This window comes from Herpetosiphonaceae bacterium, from assembly GCA_036374795.1.
Lineage (GTDB): Bacteria > Chloroflexota > Chloroflexia > Chloroflexales > Kallotenuaceae > LB3-1.
This window is the reverse complement of sequence record DASUTC010000254.1, coordinates 21,817-41,540: the sequence shown is the minus strand read 5'-3', so window position 1 is coordinate 41,540 and position 19,724 is coordinate 21,817. Positions and strand designations below refer to the sequence as shown.

Annotated in this window: 16 protein-coding genes; 6 read left to right on the top strand and 10 right to left on the bottom strand. The window is 63.5% G+C overall.

Annotated features, from left to right (window positions below; genetic code table 11):
• The 3 genes from VFZ66_18870 to VFZ66_18860 all read left to right on the top strand — a co-directional run.
• Positions 1-1,480 (top strand): thioesterase domain-containing protein (locus VFZ66_18870; GenBank protein ID HEX6291255.1); only part of this gene is annotated, 1,480 nt, incomplete at its 5' end.
• A 158-nt stretch (positions 1,481-1,638) separates the two neighbouring features.
• Positions 1,639-2,571, top strand: coding sequence for a hypothetical protein (locus tag VFZ66_18865; protein HEX6291254.1), 933 nt, complete (start codon positions 1,639-1,641; stop codon positions 2,569-2,571).
• A 77-nt stretch (positions 2,572-2,648) separates the two neighbouring features.
• On the top strand, positions 2,649-2,831 hold the full coding sequence (locus VFZ66_18860; protein HEX6291253.1) for a hypothetical protein: 183 nt from the start codon (positions 2,649-2,651) through the stop codon (positions 2,829-2,831).
• A gap of 71 nt (positions 2,832-2,902) precedes the next feature.
• On the opposite strand, the gene VFZ66_18855 is transcribed toward VFZ66_18860, so the two are convergent.
• From VFZ66_18855 to VFZ66_18825, 7 genes are all read right to left on the bottom strand, one after another.
• Entirely contained in the window at positions 2,903-3,415 is a 513-nt protein-coding gene (locus VFZ66_18855) for a response regulator transcription factor (GenBank protein HEX6291252.1), read from the bottom strand.
• Between the two features lie 374 nt (positions 3,416-3,789).
• Entirely contained in the window at positions 3,790-4,713 is a 924-nt protein-coding gene (locus VFZ66_18850) for a serine protease (protein ID HEX6291251.1), read from the bottom strand.
• A gap of 615 nt (positions 4,714-5,328) precedes the next feature.
• The gene (locus VFZ66_18845; protein ID HEX6291250.1) at positions 5,329-5,628 is read right to left on the bottom strand and encodes a hypothetical protein; all 300 of its coding nucleotides are present in this window, start codon (positions 5,626-5,628) and stop codon (positions 5,329-5,331) included.
• A gap of 225 nt (positions 5,629-5,853) precedes the next feature.
• Complete coding sequence (locus VFZ66_18840) at positions 5,854-7,440, bottom strand: NAD(P)/FAD-dependent oxidoreductase (protein ID HEX6291249.1); 1,587 nt, start codon at positions 7,438-7,440, stop codon at positions 5,854-5,856.
• Between the two features lie 313 nt (positions 7,441-7,753).
• A complete protein-coding gene (locus tag VFZ66_18835) occupies positions 7,754-9,034 on the bottom strand; it encodes a family 1 glycosylhydrolase (GenBank protein ID HEX6291248.1) in 1,281 nt (426 codons plus the stop codon).
• Positions 9,035-9,100: 66 nt separating this feature from the next.
• Positions 9,101-10,045: a metallophosphoesterase gene (locus tag VFZ66_18830; protein ID HEX6291247.1), complete on the bottom strand. Its 945-nt coding sequence runs from the start codon at positions 10,043-10,045 to the stop codon at positions 9,101-9,103.
• 233 nt (positions 10,046-10,278) lie between these two features.
• On the bottom strand, positions 10,279-11,502 hold the full coding sequence (locus tag VFZ66_18825; protein HEX6291246.1) for a hypothetical protein: 1,224 nt from the start codon (positions 11,500-11,502) through the stop codon (positions 10,279-10,281).
• A gap of 961 nt (positions 11,503-12,463) precedes the next feature.
• On the opposite strand from VFZ66_18825, the gene VFZ66_18820 reads away from it, so the two are divergent.
• Complete coding sequence (locus tag VFZ66_18820; GenBank protein HEX6291245.1) at positions 12,464-12,805, top strand: DUF4744 domain-containing protein; 342 nt, start codon at positions 12,464-12,466, stop codon at positions 12,803-12,805.
• A gap of 238 nt (positions 12,806-13,043) precedes the next feature.
• Here VFZ66_18820 and VFZ66_18815 read toward each other — a convergent pair whose 3' ends face one another.
• Genes VFZ66_18815 through VFZ66_18805 form a run of 3 tightly spaced genes read right to left on the bottom strand, consistent with a single transcriptional unit; the run spans position 13,044 to position 16,452 of the window.
• Complete coding sequence (locus VFZ66_18815) at positions 13,044-14,060, bottom strand: hypothetical protein (GenBank protein HEX6291244.1); 1,017 nt, start codon at positions 14,058-14,060, stop codon at positions 13,044-13,046.
• A 3-nt stretch (positions 14,061-14,063) separates the two neighbouring features.
• Positions 14,064-15,341 carry a diaminopimelate decarboxylase gene (locus VFZ66_18810; protein ID HEX6291243.1) on the bottom strand — a complete coding sequence of 426 codons (1,278 nt, stop codon included), beginning with the start codon at positions 15,339-15,341 and terminating at the stop codon, positions 14,064-14,066.
• Between the two features lie 19 nt (positions 15,342-15,360).
• On the bottom strand, positions 15,361-16,452 hold the full coding sequence (locus VFZ66_18805; protein HEX6291242.1) for a zinc-binding dehydrogenase: 1,092 nt from the start codon (positions 16,450-16,452) through the stop codon (positions 15,361-15,363).
• A 223-nt stretch (positions 16,453-16,675) separates the two neighbouring features.
• Between VFZ66_18805 and VFZ66_18800 the strand changes: the two genes are divergently transcribed.
• Both VFZ66_18800 and VFZ66_18795 read left to right on the top strand, forming a co-directional pair.
• On the top strand, positions 16,676-17,047 hold the full coding sequence (locus VFZ66_18800; protein HEX6291241.1) for a response regulator: 372 nt from the start codon (positions 16,676-16,678) through the stop codon (positions 17,045-17,047).
• Positions 17,048-17,128: 81 nt separating this feature from the next.
• A complete protein-coding gene (locus VFZ66_18795) occupies positions 17,129-19,669 on the top strand; it encodes a chemotaxis protein CheA (protein ID HEX6291240.1) in 2,541 nt (846 codons plus the stop codon).
• The last annotated feature ends 55 nt before the right edge of the window (positions 19,670-19,724 follow it).

Here is a 19,724-nt window from a genome sequence, read left to right as displayed (position 1 = left end):
GCTGCGCGGCTTCCGCATCGAGCTGGGTGAGATCGCGGCGGCGCTGCGCCAGCACGCGGCGGTGCGCGATGCGGTGGTGCTGCTGCGCGAGGACGCGCCGGGACAGGCGCGCCTTGTCGCCTATGTCGTGGCAGCCCCAGGAAACACGGGAACCCAGGAACACAACGCAGCACAACGCGCCCCCGCGCCGACAGGTGGGAGCGCCGAGGCCGGGGGTGCGGGCCGCCACGCCGACCTCCGCGCGTACTTGCAGGCGCGGCTGCCCAACCACCTGATCCCGGCGGCGTTCGTCGTGCTCGACGCGCTGCCGCTCACGCCCAACGGCAAGCTCGATCGTCACGCCCTGCCCGCGCCCGGCGCGACTCGTGGAGCCGATGCGCCATCGCTGGTCGCGCCGCGCAACCCGACTGAGCTGCGGCTGGCCCATCTCTGGGAAGAGGTGCTCAACATCCGACCGATCGGCATGACCGATAGCTTCTTTGCGCTGGGTGGGCACTCCCTATCGGCGATGCGACTCGTCTCAAGGATCGAGCAGGAGTTTCAGCATCGCCTGCCGCTGGCGGCGCTGTTCCAGGGCGCTACCGTCGAGCAGGTCGCGCAGATGCTCCGGGGGTCGCGCGATACGCAAGACACGAATCTGGTGATCGGGCTTCAGCCGCACGGCGAGCGCGACCCGTTCTTCTGCGTCCACCCGGTCAGCGGCGACATCTTCAGCTACGCCGCGCTGGCCCAGGCGCTCGGACCCGACCAGCCCTTCTACGCGATTCAGGCCGCCGGGCTGGAAGGCGAGTGCCCGCCGCTGACTCGCCTCGAAGTGATGGCGGCCTCGTACATCGCGCTGCTGCGCTCGATCCAGGCTGAAGGCCCGTATTTCATCGGCGGCTGGTCGGTGGGCGGGATCGTCGCCTTTGAGATGGCTCGTCAGCTCCGGCAGCAGGGGCATGAGGTGGGCCTGCTGGTATTACTGGATAGCGTCGCGCCTGCCTACTTTCAGCAGTATAGCCTGCCGGAGCAGAGCGATGCGACGCTGATCATGGCGTTCATCAACGATCTGAGCGGCCTTGCGGCTCGCGCGCCGAGCATGCCGACGGCTGTGCTGGAGGCAGCCGACAAGCTGCCTCCCGACGAGCGGGTGCAAACGCTGCTGGAGCACGCGCGCTCGGCAGCTCTGGTGCCGCAGGAGCTGGGGATGGATCGGCTCCGGCAGCGGTTCGAGGTCTTCCAGGCCAACATCCGGGCGATCCAGCACTATCTGCCAGGGCCGTACGCAGGCCAGGCATTGCTGCTGCATACGCGCTATAGCAAGGGCGTAGCCCAGAGCGATCCGACGCTGGGCTGGCAGGAGCTAATCCCGGAAGGCTTAGCCGTCGCCGAGGTGCCAGGCGATCACTACAGCATGGTCCTGCCGCCGCATGTCGAGACGCTTGCAGCCGCCTTGCGCGGCTGGCTGGAGCAGGCGCAGCAGCGGACAGATCGGTAGCCGAAGCAGGCGTGGTAGGCCAAAGATCCTATACCAGACCATCCAGCCTACCTGGGCGGCCTACCACCAAAAGGACTAGATGCGCGGCGCAGCACTTCGATTAAACTCGAATCCACCCCCCGATGCAGACAACCATCTCACTGAGGGAGGTTCATCCCATGCGTCGTCTTCTGTTGCTGCTGCTCATCTGCCTGCTGCTGGGCTTCCAGCCCGGCACCCTCGTCGCGGCGCCCACCGACCTGGAACTGGCCTATCGTTGGGCACCGATCCACTACCAGGATACCGATTCAAGCGACTATGACGCCGACTATCTGACCGCCGTCAACTACGATGGCGATTGGAATGCTCAAAACAATTGGGAGAGCCAGGACGATCAGCTCGGCAGGCTCATCGGCACCGTGTACTACTCTGTTACGGAAACCGACACCCACTGGTATATCGTCTACGGGTTTTACCATCCCCGCGATTGGAGCGACAATCCGTTTGATAACACCCATGAGAACGACATGGAGGGCGTGCTCGCGATCGTCCGCAAAGATGGCAGCACCTACGGGCTGTTCGAGGGCATGGTCACAGTATTCCACCGCGATTTCTACTCCTTCACGCCCAGCGGTAGCCAGCTTCGCAGCGGGCAAGAATCGATCGACGGGCCGGTGATCATGCGCACCTTCGATAGCGCCGCCCATCCCACCACCTTTCAGGAGGCCAAAGGCCACGGCGCGAAAGCCTGGAACGGCAGCAGCTTTCCCGGCGGCGACGGCGTGATCTACTATCCGAATCGCACGACTGGCGAAGTCCCGTCGTCGGGCAACGACTCCAGCGTCAGCTACCGGCTCGTAGACATCTTTGCCGCAGATGGTCTGTGGGCGCATCGCTACGATGGGCTTACCTTTGCCAGCTGGGGCGTCTTCCGTGGCGATAACGGCAGCGACAACGCGGCCAACGCGCCGTGGAAATGGGATGATCAGAACGACGGCAGCTCGCTGCTCGGCGGTGAGCTTGCCACAGATCCGGCCAAGCTTGTCAGCATCTACTTCAGTAATCTCGGCACGTTCAGCCGGACCTATCTGCGCAACACCTACCGCCAATAAGCGCTCGGCGGGTGCTGGCACTGGCTTTGCTGTACAATCGTTGTGGCGGCAGGCCAGGGGAGGAGAGGGAGAGACGTATGACAGAGCATAAGCAAGCCCAAGAGGACGAGCGCGACGACAAGATGCAGATGGGCGATCAGGGGCCGAGCTATGGCTCCAGCTACAACGAGAGCAAGCCCGGCGAGATCGAGGAGCATCGGCGGGCCGCGCTGCGCGAGCAGGAGGCGGACGAGCGACAGCCGGATCGCGACGAGCGCTGAGCTTGCAGCAGCCGCACGCCTGACTGCAGACACGAAACAGCCCCGCCATGCGCGGGGCTTGATCTTGCAGCCTATGCCGCTTGATCGCAGGGCTGAGCCAGCGGCGCTGCCGGAAGCGGCTCGGCCAGATCGATCCTCCCCGGCACGGCCTCATCCTCAACAACCGGCAGCACCAGGGGCAGATGCGCCCGAATCTGCGCCAGCAGCTCGACCACATCAAACGGCTTGCGCAAATAATCATCTACGCCCACATGCAGTGCCTCCAGCACATCGCGCGGATCGCGGTTAGCGCTGACCATCAGGATCGGCACGTGGCGCTGGGCGCTCTCGCGAATCCGCTGCGATACCGCATAGCCATCCAGATCGGGCAGGCAGAGATCGAGCAGCACCAGATCGGGCGTATCTTCGGCGAGCGCCTGCAATGCCTGCGTGCCCGACGCTACACAGCGCGGGCGGTAGCCTTCGCCGTCCAGCAGATCGGCCAGAAACACACGGAGCGCCGGATCATCCTCAACCACCAAGATCAGCGGCTGAGCCGGTCGCATCGGCACTGAGTTATGCGTCGTCGTACGATGAGCCGTCATATCTATATCCTTTCCTGAACGAGCAGCATGTCGATGGCAGCGTGCAATCATGCTGACAACCGAGAAGCGCACAGCGCCCTACCGAGCCTGTATGTCGGCCTCCTGCGTAGCATTGGCGTTGGCGTTCGGTACGCTTAATTCGAGCGGATGGCGCTATCTAGTAGCAATCGACGTGCCAGGCAGCTTGTTTTGCCTCAGGAGGATGTTAGCAGCAGCCATGCTCCTTGATTCTGCAATACACAGCGGCTCGATGCCCGCGACACAGCAAAACCGCCAGGGATAATCCCTGGCGGTTTTCGTGTGCGTCGGCTGGCGGGGGGAGTAGTCTAGCCAGACGCACTCGGTCTATAGGTGATCCTGCGCGAGATGCAGGTTTAGGAGTTTCGCCAAGCCAGAAGGTTATTGAACACAGGCTCGGTGATGCGCGTGCCGCCGTTGTAGCCGTTGCTGCCGACGCCGTAGGCGTGGATCGCGATACCGCACGGCGAGCAGCTTGCTTCGTCATTCCAGACCGGCGAGCCGCTGTGACCACCGTAGGTGTCGTTGGCGTAGAACAGGCGGCGAGTCTCGGTGATGCGCACATAGTCGTTGCTGCGCCACTGGGTGCCGTACGGCTTGTCGCCCGGATAGCCGGAGATGTAGCTCGGCTGACCCGTCAGGCTCGCCGATGTCCAGCGGAAGCCGAACCAGCCGGTGTTGTAGCCGACGGAGCAGTTCAGCTTGATCGCGCCGTAGTCGTACTCAGGGCTGCGGCTGCTAACCCAACCGTTGACCGTGTAGAGCGTGGTATAGCTGCAGCTTCCGTAGGGCAGCGAGCTGCCGCTGCGGCCCGGATAGACGGTGACGTTCGAGGCCCAGCCGCTCGTGCCGTACACACAGTGGCCGGCGGTCGCGACGGTGTTGTGGCCGATCATCCAGCCGGTGCAGCCGCCGATGCTCGACGTGACGTGGACGATCGCCGAGTAGGGGTAGCTCGTCGTGCCGAAGATCTGGTAGCGGTTATCCGTACCAATCACCGATTCGATACCGACTTCCTGGCCTGGAACCGCCGCCGGGGCAACCGGCGCGTCCTTCGCCGTACTATTGACGGCAGCACCCGTGCCGCTCTCCGGCAGGACAAAGCTTTCGCCCCTGGCGCGATGAACCCCAGCGTCGCTTGCAGCAGGGACAGAGCCGTCGCTGGAGACGATGCTATGAGGATTACCACGATCGGGCTTGTTCGGCGCGGCGTTCGTCGGAACGGCGGTAACGGCCAGTGCGCCAAAGAGCAGGGTCAGGGCGGTCAGCTTGTGGAACATGCGAGACTGAGTCAGTAAACGTGGCGAGTACATTGTGATGATAACCTTCCTTGATGTCGAACTAGAGTTGATTGAGCCGACGATGATGGACGGACAGTAAGCCGCTGGGGCCTTGGACTTCAAGCACGATGACGCTGCTAGCAAGCGTCTTTTGAGCATGAATACCTAAACGGTCGTACTGTATACTCCGTGGCACCTCCTGATGTGGATTTTCGTGGTATGGGATCTGATCAGGCACACCTGCTGATCATGTGTCGGCGAGCTGTGTGTACGCCGATCATGTCAAGGTTGATACAGGTGGCATCAGGCTGTTAGAAGTTCCGGCAACGTGTCGTACGTCTCGATGTCTTCATTAGCCGCGAGTAGCTTGATGGGTATTGGTACGTTTCTACTCTTTGTTACTTCGCTCATTGCGTGTACACCTACCTAAATGCAGCACGTACTCTTTTGTCACAGCATTTTTTAGGGAATTTCTATAATTGGTTCAAAGCGCAATCCATCCCCTTTAAACGAGCGCGCAGCCGCCAGCAGATCGTCGATGGTCCTGCGCGAGTTAGGGCGCAGAACGACCGGGGCTGGCGGCTGCGATCAGCCGGGTGCTCGCCGATGGAGCGGCTAGGCTTCGGGGATCGTGCCCTCGCGCAGCTCGTAGCCATGCGCCAGACGCTCGCTCGCGCGAGCCCTGAAAGCGTCAAGCGCCTCGGATTCCGTATCGAAGTCCCAGTTTGCCATGCCATACGGCTGCGTATACCACTGCGTACCGGCGACCGGCGCGATCGTGCCGCTTTTGTCGTAGGTTGCGTGGAGATGCCAGGGATGGCCTCGATCGGTCTTGGGCGCGGTGTACGTCATCCACAGCCGATACCAACTCCCATCGGGATGGCGAAAATGGGCATACACAGGTGCTGCTAGCATACGTTCCTTCCTTGGATTGGGCCTTCGTCCGCGTCGCACATCGATCATCACCATGTTACATGCCGACACCAATTCGCTCAAGCGCCAACCAGGGCATGACGGAAGGTAAACAAAAGAAGCGACTCGGCGAGTCGCTCCCCTTGCATCTCGTTATTCGACAGGTGTTACGCGGTGGTCAGAACGGATCTTAGGCAGATCGACGATAGCCAGGTGCCGATCGATGGGCTACTCTGCGTGGCCCAATAGCTGCTGCGCCACGATGTAGCCTGAGCCGCCGTTCACGCCGTGGCCGGGCCAGGTTGCCGCGCCAAGCATATAGACGTTGGGCACCGTGCTGCGATGGCTCGGCTGGCTGGGCAGTGGCCGCAGCAGGTAGCTCTGCGCGATGTCGTGGGAGCCGCCGTAGGGATCGCCCGGCCCCTGGTTGGGGCTGAAGCGCGCCAGATTGTCGGGGCTGATGATGTGGCAGCCCAGGATCGCGCCCGGCACGTTCGGCGCGTGTCGCCCGACGATCTCCAGCACGCGATCGGTAAAGCGCTGCTTCAGGTCGTCGGTCCAGGTGCCATCGCCGACATCAATCGCTCCGGCGGCGTCGCCGCGTGGGCGGCAGGGGATCTCCAGCATTTGCAGCCGCATCGTCGCCTGGCCCGTGGGCGCGCGAGACGGATCGAGCAGCGTCGGCACATCCAGCGAGATCGTCGGCTCGGCAGGCAGCAGGCCGCGCGCCGCCTCGTTGATCGCCTGAGAGCAGCCGTCGAGGCCGGAGGTCAGGTGGACCAGGCCAACGCGGTTGAGCCGCTCGTCGGCGAAGCGCGGCGGCTCGGAGAGCGCCAGGTGAATCTGGACACAGCCGCGACCGTAGCGGTAGTTCTGGGCCTGCCGCCTGATCGTCGGCGCGACCTCGGCATCGGACAGCAGGCGCAGGTAGAGCTGATCGGGATTGGTCGAGGCGATAACCGCGCGCTTCGCGCCGTACTCGGTGCCATCCTCCGTGCAGACGCCGACCGCCTTGCCGTTCTTGAGCGTGATCCGCTCGACAGCGCTATTGACCTTGACCGTGCCGCCCTTGTCCTCGATCAGCCGCACCAGCGACCGGGCCAGCATCTCGCTGCCGCCGACCGGCGTTGCCATACCGCCGCCCATCACCGACATCAGCGTCAGCGGCACCCAGAAGCCACTATTCGCGCTGTCGGGCGTGCGGCCCAGATGCATCAGCCACGGCGCGACCATCGCACGAAAGACCGGCGACGTGAAGCGCGACTCGAGCACATCGCGCCCGGTCAGCAGAAAATCGGCGGCGAAGGACGAGAAGCCGGGGCCATCGGGATTATCCATGAGCTGACGGATAATCCTGGTCGCCCCAGGCGATGTCAGATCCATCGAGAAGAGGCTAAAGACCTGCGGCGCGTACGCGCTGAACTCGCCGATCATCTGCTGGAACGCCGCGCCATCGCCGGGAGCCAGCCGATCGGCCTCGGCCATGATCGCCGCCATGTCGCGGGGAAAGATCGCCGCCTGACCATCGGGCATCGAGACGCCGGTCGGCACGTCGATATTGACGTAGTTCAGGCCGTACTGCGCCAGCTCAGGGCCGAGATCGGCGTAAGCCTGCGACGTTGCGAAGAGCGGATGGGCGCTAGAGTACACATCGTGCTTGAATCCGGGCAGCGTCAGCTCCTCGGTGCGCACCAGGCCGCCGGGCCGGTCGTTGCGCTCCAGCACCAACACGCTCCAACCGGCACGCGCGAGATACGCGGCGGCGATCAGCGCATTATGTCCACTGCCAATAAAGACCGCGTCGAACGAGTCCATTGCTGTTCCTCCTGCACCCTCACATTGGAAAAAAGGGGAAGCGTGGGGCGATTCCACGCAGCGTAGTGTACCAGCCGAACAGGTGGGCTACCTCGGTCAAAAGGATGAGGGGGGAGAAAGAACAAAGAACAAAGAGCAAGGGAACAAACCGGGTGCTATGCCCAAAGGGCACGCGGCGCATCAAGAACCAAGAACCGAGAACCAAGCGCTCACTGTGCCCCCTCTCCTATGGCAATGGGAGAGGGCGGGTGCCATGTCCAGAGGGCACCCGGCCCGGGGTGAGGGCCTGAACTCGAAACTCCGAACTTCAAACTCAAAACGCGGGACTGGCAGCCGGCTGAAGCTCGCCGATCGCCGCAGCCGGATCGAGCGTGAGCGCCTTGAAGCGCGCGACCAGCGGCGTTTCGACGTAGCACAGCCCGGTCGTCGTCGGCGCGGACTCGTACAATCCCAACTCGATCAGGTAGTCGTCGAGCGAACGCCGACCGGTGCGGTAGCGCCAGTCGATCATCGTGAAGAGCGGAAACCACGTATAGCCGATCACCGGCACGCCCGCCTGACGCAGCGCGCGAACCGTTGTCACCGAGGCGTCGAGCCAGCGCTGCTTGATCGCGATTCCGTCCTTGGCGCTGGTTTCGGTGATCATGATCGGCGCGTTATAGCGCTCGTAATAATCCGCGATCAGCTCGTGAAAGCCCGCGCCATCCTGCTCGATCGATCGATAGCTGATGCGGCCCTGCGCGTTCAGCCCGATCTGCTGCGTGGACCACTGCGGATAGAAGTTGAGGCCCATTACATCCAGGTCGATCGCCTGCTCGGCAAGCTGCTGAAGCGCGGTATAGCTAACGCCGTTGGTCAGCAGCCAGCTCAGCAGCGGATGCGACCCATCGACGCGACCCGTGATCAGATCGTAGAAGAGAAAGCCGCGCCGCCGCTGCTCCACCGCCAGCGGCTCCAGCTCAGCGCGAGCCGCGCGTGTCAGGCCCGCCGCCTCGACATGTACCATCACCGCAGACGGATCGACCGCTCGGATGGCGCGCACGGTGCGCACGATGCCCTGAGCGAGCGCCATCCCGACCGCCAGAAAGCCGCGCTCGCCGCGCAGATAGGGCGGCCAGACTCCGCGCATGCCGCACATCAGCGCGTTGACGATCGGCTCGTTGAGCGGCGTGTAGTACCGGATGCGGCTGCCGTAGCGCTCGGCCACGGCCCGCGCGTACGCCGCGACCGCCGTGGGATAGCGCGGATCGACGAACGAGCGATCCATCCACAGCGGCGTACCATAGTGCATCAGGTCGATGATCGGCTCCAGACCCAGCTCATCGACGATGTAGGGAATAACCTGATCGGTCCATGACCAGTCGAATGAGCCCGGCTGCGGCTCGACGCGGTACCAGGGAATGCCCCAGCGGATCATGCGCGCCCCGGTCTGCTGTGCCAGGCGCAGATCGTCGCGCCAGCGCTCGTAGTGTCCCATCAGCTCATACTCGTCCAGCGCGCGCAGATGGGGCCGTGTCTGAGGAATAAAGGTATCTTCGATACCGGTACACCAGCGGAAATCATCCGCCGATTCGCCAAAGGGCAGGGAAGGCATAGCAACCTCGATATGTAACTGCCAGAACCAACGCAGACTCGATCTGCACCAAAGGATAGCACACGCTCAGCGACAAGCTTTATTCAGGCGGTAGCTGTCGACGAGCGCGCCTGTGTGGGTGCTGAACGAGAAGACGATCTTTTCGCGATCGGCCTCGACCAGCATCGCGCCGACATCGGCGTTGAAGCGCACCTCGCTGCCCGCGATCGGCTCGCCGAACGGATACGCCACATGGCCGCCCAGGCCATTGACGAAATAGGGCAGGCCATCGCGCACAATTCGCTCGTAGGTATGATCGTGTCCGGCCAGCACCGCATCAGCGCCCCACGCCTGAAACGGCCACTGCATCCAGGGCGTCGAGCCGTGCGCGCCGGATGAGTACGGCGGCATGTGCATATACACAATCTTCCAGCACGCCGACGAGGTCGCCAGCGCGTTTTGGAGCCACATGGCCTGCGCCGAGGTTGACGAGACGCCATCCGGCTCGTTGGGATCGCTGTCGATCGCGAAGAGCTGCACCGAATCCCAGGTCAGATGGTAGTAGCGCTCGTTGCCGGGAAGCGTAAAATAGTCGAAGTACGGCCCCGCGCCGGATGCCCAGTCGTGGTTGCCCAGCGTGGGGAAGAAGCGATTGATCGTGCCGCCCGGCCCGTAGGTGCCGTAGTAGGGCGCGATAAACTCATGGTAGTACGCGCCGATATTGGCGTCGATCGTCGCGGCCTCGCCGCTCGGATAGTTATTATCGCCGGTCGTCGCGATAAAATCGGGCTGCCAGCCTTTGACCAGCGCCGCGACCGCCTGCTCGCCTGGGCTGCCTGTGCCGTAGTCGCCGATCACCGCAAAGCGCGTGGTGCGCAGATTGGCGATGAAAGGAATATAGATCTGCGCGACGGGCTGTTTCGGCGGCACGCTATGCGGGCTCGTCTCGGCTTGCGCAAGATGAGCCAGCAGCGTGGCTGCCAGGAGCACACAGATCAGCGCGCTGCGGAGCAGCGGTCGATACGATAACAATATTCTACCCATCATAGCGAGGGATACTAGCGCGCGGATCGGCCTGGCGCAAGCCGTGTCGGTTCTCCGACCGGCTGGTCCTTTAGGTCGTCGCCAGGCAAGCCCAAAGATTGGGCAGCATGCTCAAGCGCCGGACGCTGCGCCAGACAGGAGCCGAAAGCAGCCAGCAGAGCGCATAAGCTACGCTCTGCTGGAATGAATCGAGGTGTTGCGGCTACGAGAAGGCGATCAGGCTACTCCTGCTCGCGCACAAGCTGCCATGCGCGCAGGGCGGAGCCAAGGGCTACCAGCAGCCACCCGGCGGCGAGCAGCAGCCACCAGGTTGCAGCGGGATGGTCCATGCCCACCGCCGGAAGCACCTGATTGTCGCTGCTGGCACCCGCAACCGACCGTCGGCGCGTCGCCTGCTGCTCGGCGTCGCCGCTGGCACCCGCGACCGCCTGGGAGCGGCCAGGAGTGGCCGTGCTGGCCGGAGCCGGTGTCGTCGGCGTCGGCGCAGGCTGGGTAGGCGGCGGAGTAATCTCGGTCGGGGTCGGTGTCTCCTCATCGATCGGCGTTGTCGGCGTGGCGGTCGGTGTCTCCTCATCGATCGGCGTCGTCGGCGTCGCCGTAATTGGCGGCGTGGTCGGCGTGCTCGTCGCGGTGGGCGTCGATGTCGGCGGCACCAGGCCACAGGTCGCCGATGCCGAGCCCCTCGCGCCGTCGGGCCAGATAGCCGTCACTTGCAGCGTAGCGTATGGCCCCCGGAACGTCACCGTGTTCTCGTTGAAGCTGCGCGTCTCGGTTCCTCCATCGACCAGGCCGAGCACGGCGATGCCTGATGGCGGGCCACCGGGACGCTCCTCAAGCCTCACCGTAAACCGCCGATCGCGCGGTCCGAAATAGTCGCAGGTGATCGAAATGCGGCCACTGGTCAGCGGCGTTGGCGTGGGGCTGGACGTGCTGGTTGAGGTTGGCGTGCGCGTCGGGCCGGGGGTGCGTGTCGGGCCGGGGGTGCGTGTCGGGCCGGGGGTGCGCGTCGGGCCGGGGGTGCGCGTCGGGCCGGGGGTGCGTGTCGGGCTGGCGGTGGGCGTCGATGTCGGCGTCGGCAAGATCTGGCCGCAGGTCGCCTCGGCATAGCCGGTGGTGCCGTCAGGCCACGTGGCAAACACGCGCACCTTGACGTACGGCCCGCGATAGCTGGCGCTGTTGCCGGTAAACGTTTGCGTCTCCTCGCTGCCGTCGACCAGCGTGAGCACAACCGTGACCGTGGGAGCGCCGCCTGGGCGCTGCTCCAGGCTAATGGCGTACGCAATATCGGTCGGGCTGAAATAATCGCACGAGATCGAAACCTGGCCCTGGTTTTGGGCGAGGGGACTGGCCGACATGCGGCGTGCCTGCAAGCCGGTTAGCAGCGTCGCAATCATGGCGATCACTGCAATCGCTTGGAACATCCGGGCCTGCGTGTGCCTACTCATAGATCCTCCTTGGGCCATTGACGCTGGCTCGTGGCGCGGGCAACCACCACCGGGCTTGCGGATCGACGCGATCAGAATCGTGCCTGCTCCACACACGATCGACCGGGCGCTGCTCGAAGCTTCAGCACAGTCGTGATTGGATCGGTTGCCTTGATCGGAGCCGAGATGTCGCCGGTGCGCTACCCCAGCGCTCGACGAACGACGATGCGATCCAGCGGACAGAAGACTCCAGCCGATCCAGGGGCGGATGGCTGCGAGTGGCGAGAGCGCGGGTTGCAGATCGATGAAGGTGAGACGGACCCAGTGATCGCCCGGCTGGACGTAGCGGTTATGTCGGTCGCGCGCATCGGTGCTCCACGACCGCCAACAGACGCTGGCTTAACCGACAGCAGGTTTTGCTGTGCTCCTTGAACCGAGCTTGCGGATATCAGCAGCGCCGCTCTAGGGCGAGCGCGGATGCTTCGGATAGCCGGACCGGCGAGCTGCTGCGAGGCGTTCGAGCGCCCACGAACGCACAGATCATGACATGCACTCGTACTATTGTCAAGCGCAGCGTCGCCAGGGTGGAAAACAAAGAAGAGCGAGCGCAGCGAGCGCAGGAGGAGCAGAGCAGAGTAATCATCTTTCTTCTCTCTTTCTTCGCCTTGACGTATGCGTAACATCCTCACAAGGAGTATTGACGAACACTAACATCTATAGTAGAGTGACAATGTCAAGATCTCTATTGAAAGGAGGACACGACGCAACAAGCCCCATAGCACACGATCCTCCCACGTGCGATCCTTTGTGCTCATTCGCGTCGTCATAAGGCACACGGCTGGCGTGAACCAAAGGAGTGACCCCTCTAGCTCAAACATTCACTGCAAGAAGGTGCTGCTTGATTCCAAGCAACACTCGGCTGTTGTCACCGGCATTTATGTGCCCTATCTAACACAGCGGGCACACCACAGGAGCACACCACATGAACAGCAAACTGCTCGCCTTCAACATCGCACAGGATCTGCCCGACGCAGAGATCGATGCCGCCGACGCCCACTACGACGCTCAGGAGCAGGTCTGGGTTGACAACGGGCAAGCATTGGCTGCCACCAACACCGACCACAAGGCGTATGCCTGCTCAAGCGGCTACAAGCTGAAGAACATCGGTAACGGCTACACGACGAATACCGACGGCTATGGCACGATGACCGACGGCTACGGCATGAATACCGACGGCTATGGCACGATGACCGACGGCTACGGCACGATGACCGACGGCTATGGCACGATGACCGACGGCTATGGACAGGATGGGTTGGGCTAATACGCCGCGCTTGCTAAATCGAGTGTAGATTAAAGCTATTGTATTTATTGAAACACCTCTATCAGAAAGATAGTGAAGCCGATCGCGCTTCACACACGACCAGGGCCGGACGCAATCCGGCCCTGGTTTATCGTTGTCGCGCGCGTGGAGCGTTGCGTTTCGAGTTCCAGGTTTCGAGATCTCTGCTCTAGCGCGTGGCGCTCGGTTCCTGGTTCTTTTACCTCCGTCCCGCCCGGCGCTAGCTGTTCGCGCCTCGGATCAAACAGGCCGCCAGATGAGCCCGCAGCTTGAGTTCGGGCACCAGCTCCTCGACAAACATAAACTGTCCGTTGGGATTATTTTCGATAAATACATAGCGTCCATCGGGCGTCACGATCAGATCCAGCGCGCTGTAGTTCAGCCCGTAGCTGCGCACAAAGGTCATGCAGCGATCGGCAACATCGGGCGGCAGCGTGGCTTTATGGTAGGGGATGGTCACATCGTAGTTGCGCCAGTCGACTCTGGTTTTTTCATGCGCCTGCGAGTGGATCTCGGCGGCAAAAAGCTCATCGCCGATCACCGTGACCCGCAGCTCTACGCGCTTGGGAATATACTCCTGAAACTGGCAGGGCACGAGCGCCACCAGATCAAGCAGATCCAGCCTGTCGGCGGTGATCAGCGTGGTGCGCGCCCCCTTGAACGACGCGGGCGGTGCCTGACCGCCGCTCGGATCGGCGGCCTGCAAGCCAAGGAACGAGTCGGAGAGCACCTTGAAGATGATCTGCCCATGGCACTCCTCAAAGAAGGCGCGTGCCGCCGCCGGATCGCTGGTGATCAGCGTGCGAGGCACCTCAAAGCCGAGCGCCGCCGCCCGCTTGAGCTGCTCGACCTTCCAGCTTGCCTGCCGAATATTGGCCGGAAAGCTCATCCAGTAGCAATCGAGCGAGGCCCACAGGCCCGACAGCACATGCCCGATCTCCTCCTGGGCGAATGCGCGCTCCTGAGGCGAGAGATCCGGCGGCAGACCGAGCATACCCGGTCGTCGCCACCAGATCGAGCGGATCTGATCGATGTCCGCGACACGCGCGTTGGTCTGAAGCCGGATCGTCCCGTGCCAATCAGCGCCGTCGAGACGCATGCTCAGCGCCGTGTGCAGCGGAATATCTTCGGTATTGAGCCGGATCGGCGTATGGCCCAGCTCTTTCAACGTCAGGATCATCGCGTCGGCGTGCGGATCGATCCGCGACGTGACGATCAGGATCTGGTGCTTGCTCACGGCCTATGCTCCATCGAGTAAGGAATCGAAATCCGAGCCGGGAAAGCGCAGCGTCGCAAAATAATCGTCGAGCGTCTCGCGCCGCCGGATCAGCGCGACGCGCTGATCGAGCCGCATCAGCAGCTCAGCGGGGCGAAGCTTGCCGTTGTAGTTGAAGCCCATCGAGTGACCGTGCGCTCCGGCGTCGTGGATCGCCACCAGATCGCCAACCTCGACGGTCGGCAGCGGACGATCGACGGCAAACTTGTCGTTATTCTCGCACAGCGAGCCGGTCACATCGTATAGCTCGGTCGCAGGCAGATGCTCCTTGCCGAGCACCGTCAGATGATGGTACGCGCCGTAGAGCCCCGGACGCATCAGATCGGCCATCGTGGCATCCAGGCCCACATAGCGCCTGTAGGTCTGCTTGAGATGCCGTACCCGCGCCACCAGGAAGCCGTAAGGACCGGTCATGATCCGCCCGCACTCCATGCACAGACGTACCGGATCGAGGCCGTGCGCGCCGATCGTCGCGGCATACGCCGCCTGGATCTCGGCGGAAAGCGCCGCAAGATCGACCGCCTGCTGCTCCGGGCGGTAGGGAATGCCGATGCCGCCGCCGATATTGATCAGCTCGACCCGAATATCCAGCGCGGTGGCTAGCTCGACCGCCAGCTCGAACATCATTCGCGCGGTGGAGACGAGCGCATCCTGGCTCAGCTCATTCGACACGACCATCGTATGCAGGCCGAAGCGCGTCGCGCCCTTGTCGCGCAGGACGCGATAGCCCTCGAACAACTGCGCCCGCGTCAAGCCAAACTTGGCCTCGATCGGATTGCCGATGATCGCATTGCCGGTGCGCAGCGGGCCGGGATTGTACCGCAGCGACACCAGCTCCGGCAGGCCCGCGTGGCGCTCCAGATACTCGATATGGCTGAGATCGTCGAGGTTGATGATCGCGCCAAGCTCGCGCGCCTTTTGGAACTCGACCGCAGGCGTGTTGTTGGATGAGAACATGATCTCTTCGCCGGTAATGCCGACACGCTCGGAGAGCACCAGCTCGGCCAGCGAGCTACAATCGGTGCCACAGCCTTCCTCGTGCAGAATCCGCAGGATCGTCGGGTTGGGCGTGGCCTTGACCGCGAAATATTCTTTGAAGCCGGGAGCCCAGGCGAACGCGGCGTGCAGCCGTCTGGCCTGCTCGCGCAGCCCGCGCTCGTCGTAGAGGTAGAAGGGCGTCGGATGCGCGGCGGCAATCGCCTCGATCTGCGCGCTGGTCCAGGGAAAGCGATGATCGGTCATGCGTGGTCCTTTCACAATGCTACTGCGGCATGATCAGCGCCTTAACCACACGCTGGGCGGCGACATCTTCCAGCGCAGCCTGCGCGCGGTCGAGCGCGTAGCGCCCGCTGACGAACTCGGCCCACGGGAAGCGCGTATGGTAGCGCGCCAGCACCTGCACCGCGCGGTAGACGTGGCTAACATCGCTGCCCCAGCAGCCGCGCACATCAAGATGCTTCTGATTCAGATCCAGGTGCGGATTGAACGCCACCGATCCGACGTTGGTGTACTGCCCGACGACCACATAGCGTCCCGCGTCGCGGGTCAGGCGCATGCCCTCAGGCACGGCGGCGGCTACTCCGGTCGCCTCGATCGTCGCGTCTGCGCCACGGCCTCGCGTGAGCGCGCGCACCGCGGCGTAGCGCGCGGCCTCGTCCAGCTCGCCGATGTCCAGCACGGCATCCGCGCCGAGCGCCTGGGCCATCGCCAGCCGCACGGGAGGGCCGCCGACGACGATCACGCTGCCCGCGCCCCGGAGCTGCGCCAGGATCGCCGCGCTCAGGCCGACCGGCCCGCTGCCCTGCACGACGACCGTATCGCCAAAGCGGATCTCGGCGCGCTCGACCGCGTGCAGCGCCGTCGGCAGGCCGCAGCCCGCAGCGATAAACGTTTCCCAGGGCAGCGTGGGCGGCAGCGTGACGATATGCACGCCGGGCCGCAGGTAGATATACTCGCTCCAGCCGCCGAGCAGGCCCTCATCCGCCGAGAGCGTCACGCCATAGACGCGCCGCTGCGGACAGCGCGTGCTGGCCTGCGCGACCGTACAGTGCCAGCAGCGACCGCACGATCCGTAGACATCGACGAACGTGACCACATCGCCCACGCCCAGCAGCCGCCCATCAACATCCACCGCCCGCCCGCCGATCGCGGCAACCTCGCCGACACTCACGTGACCGGGAATGATCGGATAGGGCACGCCCGCCAACTGACCATGCCACAGATGCACATCGGTGCCGCAGACCTCGCTGCCCAGCGTGCGCAGCAGCACCGCGCCATCTTCGAGCTGCGGCATCTCGAACTGACGCACTTCGAGCGGCTGGTGCGGCCCCGACATCACCACAGCCTGAACCATCGAGCTTCCTTTCTCGGTAAAATACATGGTGCGAGCTTGATATAAGCGCGCTTTCAAGATACCATGCCGACGCCACGGATTGTTAGGCTTGTATGTGGTACTTTATACCCAACAGTCCTTGATCGACACGAAATCCGTTCAGCCTCGCGTGGAAACCTGACATTCATTGTGTGTTTGGGTAGGAGTTGCTGTAGCTACTACAGAAACCTGCCGGGAGAAAGCTATGAGCACAATTCTCGTGGTCGATGACTCCGCGACGATACGGCGGATGGTCATGGCCTCGCTCCGCCATCTCAAGGATGTGCGCTTCCTGCAAGCCGGCAATGGGCTGGAGGCGATCGAGCAACTGGCCCTGGCCCGCGTGGACCTGATGATTCTGGACCTGAATATGCCTGATATGCATGGCCTGGAGGTCGTGCAGTTCGTGCGGTCGCACCAGGCGTATCGGGCGATCCCGATCGTGGTCCTCACCACGCGCAGCGACGACATAAGCCGCGATGCGGTGCTGAATGCCGGGGCATCCGTCTATCTTACCAAGCCATTTGCGCCGCAAACGCTGGAATCGTGTATCACTGAGCTACTAGAATCGGTATAATACGTCATCAACGCACTCTTCTTTCCAGCAACAGGCAATGTGTGGTTGCATGTGCTCCCGCACGACGAGAATGAGAAGCATGTGATACCAGCCTCATCTCCGGCGGACAATTCGTTCTTCGATGAGTTTCTCGACGATTTTTTTGCCGAGTGCGATGAGCACTTAACGGTGATTCGCCGCGATCTGCTGGCGCTTGAGCCGTTCGTTGGGCGAGTCCACGTCGATCGGGCGCTGCTTGAGGAGCTATTTCGCAGCTTCCACTCGCTGAAAGGGCTGGCGGGCATGGTCGGCGTCAGCGATGTCGAGCGGCTGGCCCACCAGACCGAAAGCTACTTCCGTGCCCTCCGCGATCAGCGGGTCGTGCTTCAGGCCCAGGCGCTCGACACCTTGATCGTGGAGGTGCGCATGCTGGAGCAGGCCCTCGCCGCGTGGCGCGCCCGACAGCCCGGCCCCGACGTCGATCCGGTGCTCGCGGCGCTGACTGACCTGCTGCCGGACGAAGCGCGGCCTGAAGCTGTGCCCTCGTCCGGGGCTGCGAGCCTACCCGATCAGGGCAACGGCACAGCGCCGCCCGCTCCGACGCTCCGCCAGGTCTGGCGTTTTGAATTCCTGCCTACGCCCGAGCTGGCCGATCAGGGAGTCAACGTCAACAGCGTGCGCACCCAGCTTCAGGAGATCGGCGAGATCGAGCATGCCAGACCGCTCGTGCGACCTGCGGGCGTCGCGTTCGAGTTTATCGTGGCGACGGATGCGGACGCCGAGAGCTTCTCGGCCTGGGCAGCACATGGCCTGCGCTGGGAGCCGTACAGCGTGCAGGTGGCGGCGCAGCCAGCGGCGGCGAGCACGTCCGCCGCTCCGATCTCGGTCGCCCCCGCCAACGTCGTGCGCGTCGATCTGACGCGCCTCGACGAGCTGATGCACATGATCGGCGAGCTGGTCATCACGCGCTCCCGCCTCGAAAACCGGCTAGCGCAGATCGAGCCGAAGATCGAGGTCAACGAGTGGCGGGATCTGCACGACATCAACGTGCAGCTTGGGCGGCAGCTGCGCGATCTGCGCGAGGGCGTCGTGCGCGTGCGGATGGTGCCGATGGGCGACATCTTCGCGCGGATGCAGTTCGTGGTGCGCGATCTGGCCCATGAGCTAGGCCGACAGGTGCGGCTCGAACTTCACGGCCAGCATACCGAGGTCGATAAGTACATCGTCGAGCGGCTGGCCGATCCGCTGCTGCATCTGGTGCGCAACGCGGTCAGCCACGGCCTGGAGCCAGCGAGCGAGCGCATGGCGCAGGGCAAGCCAGCCGAAGGCACACTGATGCTCTCGGCGTTCGACACGGGCGACATCGTGACGATCGAGCTGGCCGACGACGGACGCGGCATCGATCGCCACGATGTCGCCGAGCGCGCGCGTGCCCTGGGGCTGCTCGACGGCGATGGCCTGCCCGACGACGCGAAGCTTCTGGATCTGCTGTGCCTGCCCGGCTTTTCAACCCGCGAGCAGGTCGATCGCGTCAGCGGTCGCGGCGTAGGCATGGATGTCGTCCAGCGAACGATCTACGAGCTGGGCGGCACACTCACGCTGACAACCGAAGTTGGCCGTGGCACGCGCTTTACGATGCAGCTGCCGCTGACGCTGACGATCATGGATGCGCTGATCGTCGCGGCTGCCGGGCAAACCTTTGCCATGCCGCTGCCCGCCGTGCGCGAGGCGATTCAGATCGCGCCGGACGATATCACGGCTCTGGAGAACAACGAGCTGCTGCGCTATCGCGAGCAGGTCGTGCCGCTGGTGCGGCTGGCGCGCGTCTTCCGGCTGCCGGGCGCGGAGGATGGCGCGGGCTACGGGCTGGTGATCGGCCAGGAGCGCCACACGTTTGTGCTGACCATCGATCGGCTGCTGGATAAGCGCGAGATCGTCGTCCGCCCGATCGCCGATCCGCTGGTGCAGGTCGTCGGCATCGGCGGCGCAACCGAGCTGGGCGATGGGCGGGTCGTGCTGATTCTCGATCCGGCAGACCTGAACAGGCTTGATCGCGAGGGCGGCGCGCGGCCAGCGGGGCCAGCGTCCTTTGCGGCTGATGGAAGGACGAGTTCAACGATGCACGAGCTGCCGACAACAACCCAACCCTATATTTTGTTCGAGCTAGCCGGAACGAGCTACGCGATTCGCAGCAGCGATGTCCAGCACATCGACATGCTCGAACAGGTGACGCCCGTGCCGAACGCGCCGACGGCGATCGACGGCGTGGTGTTCGTACGCGGCCAGCTCATCCCGGCGCTCAATCTGCGCGCGCGGTTTGGCCTGCCCAAAATCCCGTACGATCTTCGCACCCGGCTGCTCGTGATCAAACACGATCGGCGGCAAGTTGGGCTGGTGGTCGACTCGGCGCGCGAGTTTGTGCAGATCGACCCCGACACATTCCAGCCGCCGCCTGAGGCGATCGGCAGCCTCAGCGGCAACTACCTCGACGCCATCGCCACGCTCAGCGACCGCCTCGTGCTGCTGCTGAATCTGCGCGAAGTCTTGACGCTGGCCGAGTCCTTGCTTCCGACATCGGAAGCGGGGTCGGTCAGGGGAACAAGCGAACAAGGGATCAAGGGAACAAAGAAGTTGGACGTTTAAGCTTTTGTTCTTTTGTTCGGTTCTCGGTTCTTGGTTCTTGGCTCTTTCGTCCCGA

What these genes read in the sequence shown, in the direction of transcription:
- VFZ66_18865 (HEX6291254.1), top strand. Translation starts at nt 1,639, where the DNA reads ATGCGTCGTCTTCTGTTGCTGCTGCTCATCTGCCTGCTGCTGGGCTTC.
- VFZ66_18860 (HEX6291253.1), top strand. Translation starts at nt 2,649, where the DNA reads ATGACAGAGCATAAGCAAGCCCAAGAGGACGAGCGCGACGACAAGATG.
- VFZ66_18855 (HEX6291252.1), bottom strand. Translation starts at nt 3,415, where the DNA reads ATGACGGCTCATCGTACGACGACGCATAACTCAGTGCCGATGCGACCG.
- VFZ66_18850 (HEX6291251.1), bottom strand. Translation starts at nt 4,713, where the DNA reads ATGTTCCACAAGCTGACCGCCCTGACCCTGCTCTTTGGCGCACTGGCC.
- VFZ66_18845 (HEX6291250.1), bottom strand. Translation starts at nt 5,628, where the DNA reads ATGCTAGCAGCACCTGTGTATGCCCATTTTCGCCATCCCGATGGGAGT.
- VFZ66_18840 (HEX6291249.1), bottom strand. Translation starts at nt 7,440, where the DNA reads ATGGACTCGTTCGACGCGGTCTTTATTGGCAGTGGACATAATGCGCTG.
- VFZ66_18835 (HEX6291248.1), bottom strand. Translation starts at nt 9,034, where the DNA reads ATGCCTTCCCTGCCCTTTGGCGAATCGGCGGATGATTTCCGCTGGTGT.
- VFZ66_18825 (HEX6291246.1), bottom strand. Translation starts at nt 11,502, where the DNA reads ATGAGTAGGCACACGCAGGCCCGGATGTTCCAAGCGATTGCAGTGATC.
- VFZ66_18820 (HEX6291245.1), top strand. Translation starts at nt 12,464, where the DNA reads ATGAACAGCAAACTGCTCGCCTTCAACATCGCACAGGATCTGCCCGAC.
- VFZ66_18810 (HEX6291243.1), bottom strand. Translation starts at nt 15,341, where the DNA reads ATGACCGATCATCGCTTTCCCTGGACCAGCGCGCAGATCGAGGCGATT.
- VFZ66_18805 (HEX6291242.1), bottom strand. Translation starts at nt 16,452, where the DNA reads ATGGTTCAGGCTGTGGTGATGTCGGGGCCGCACCAGCCGCTCGAAGTG.
- VFZ66_18800 (HEX6291241.1), top strand. Translation starts at nt 16,676, where the DNA reads ATGAGCACAATTCTCGTGGTCGATGACTCCGCGACGATACGGCGGATG.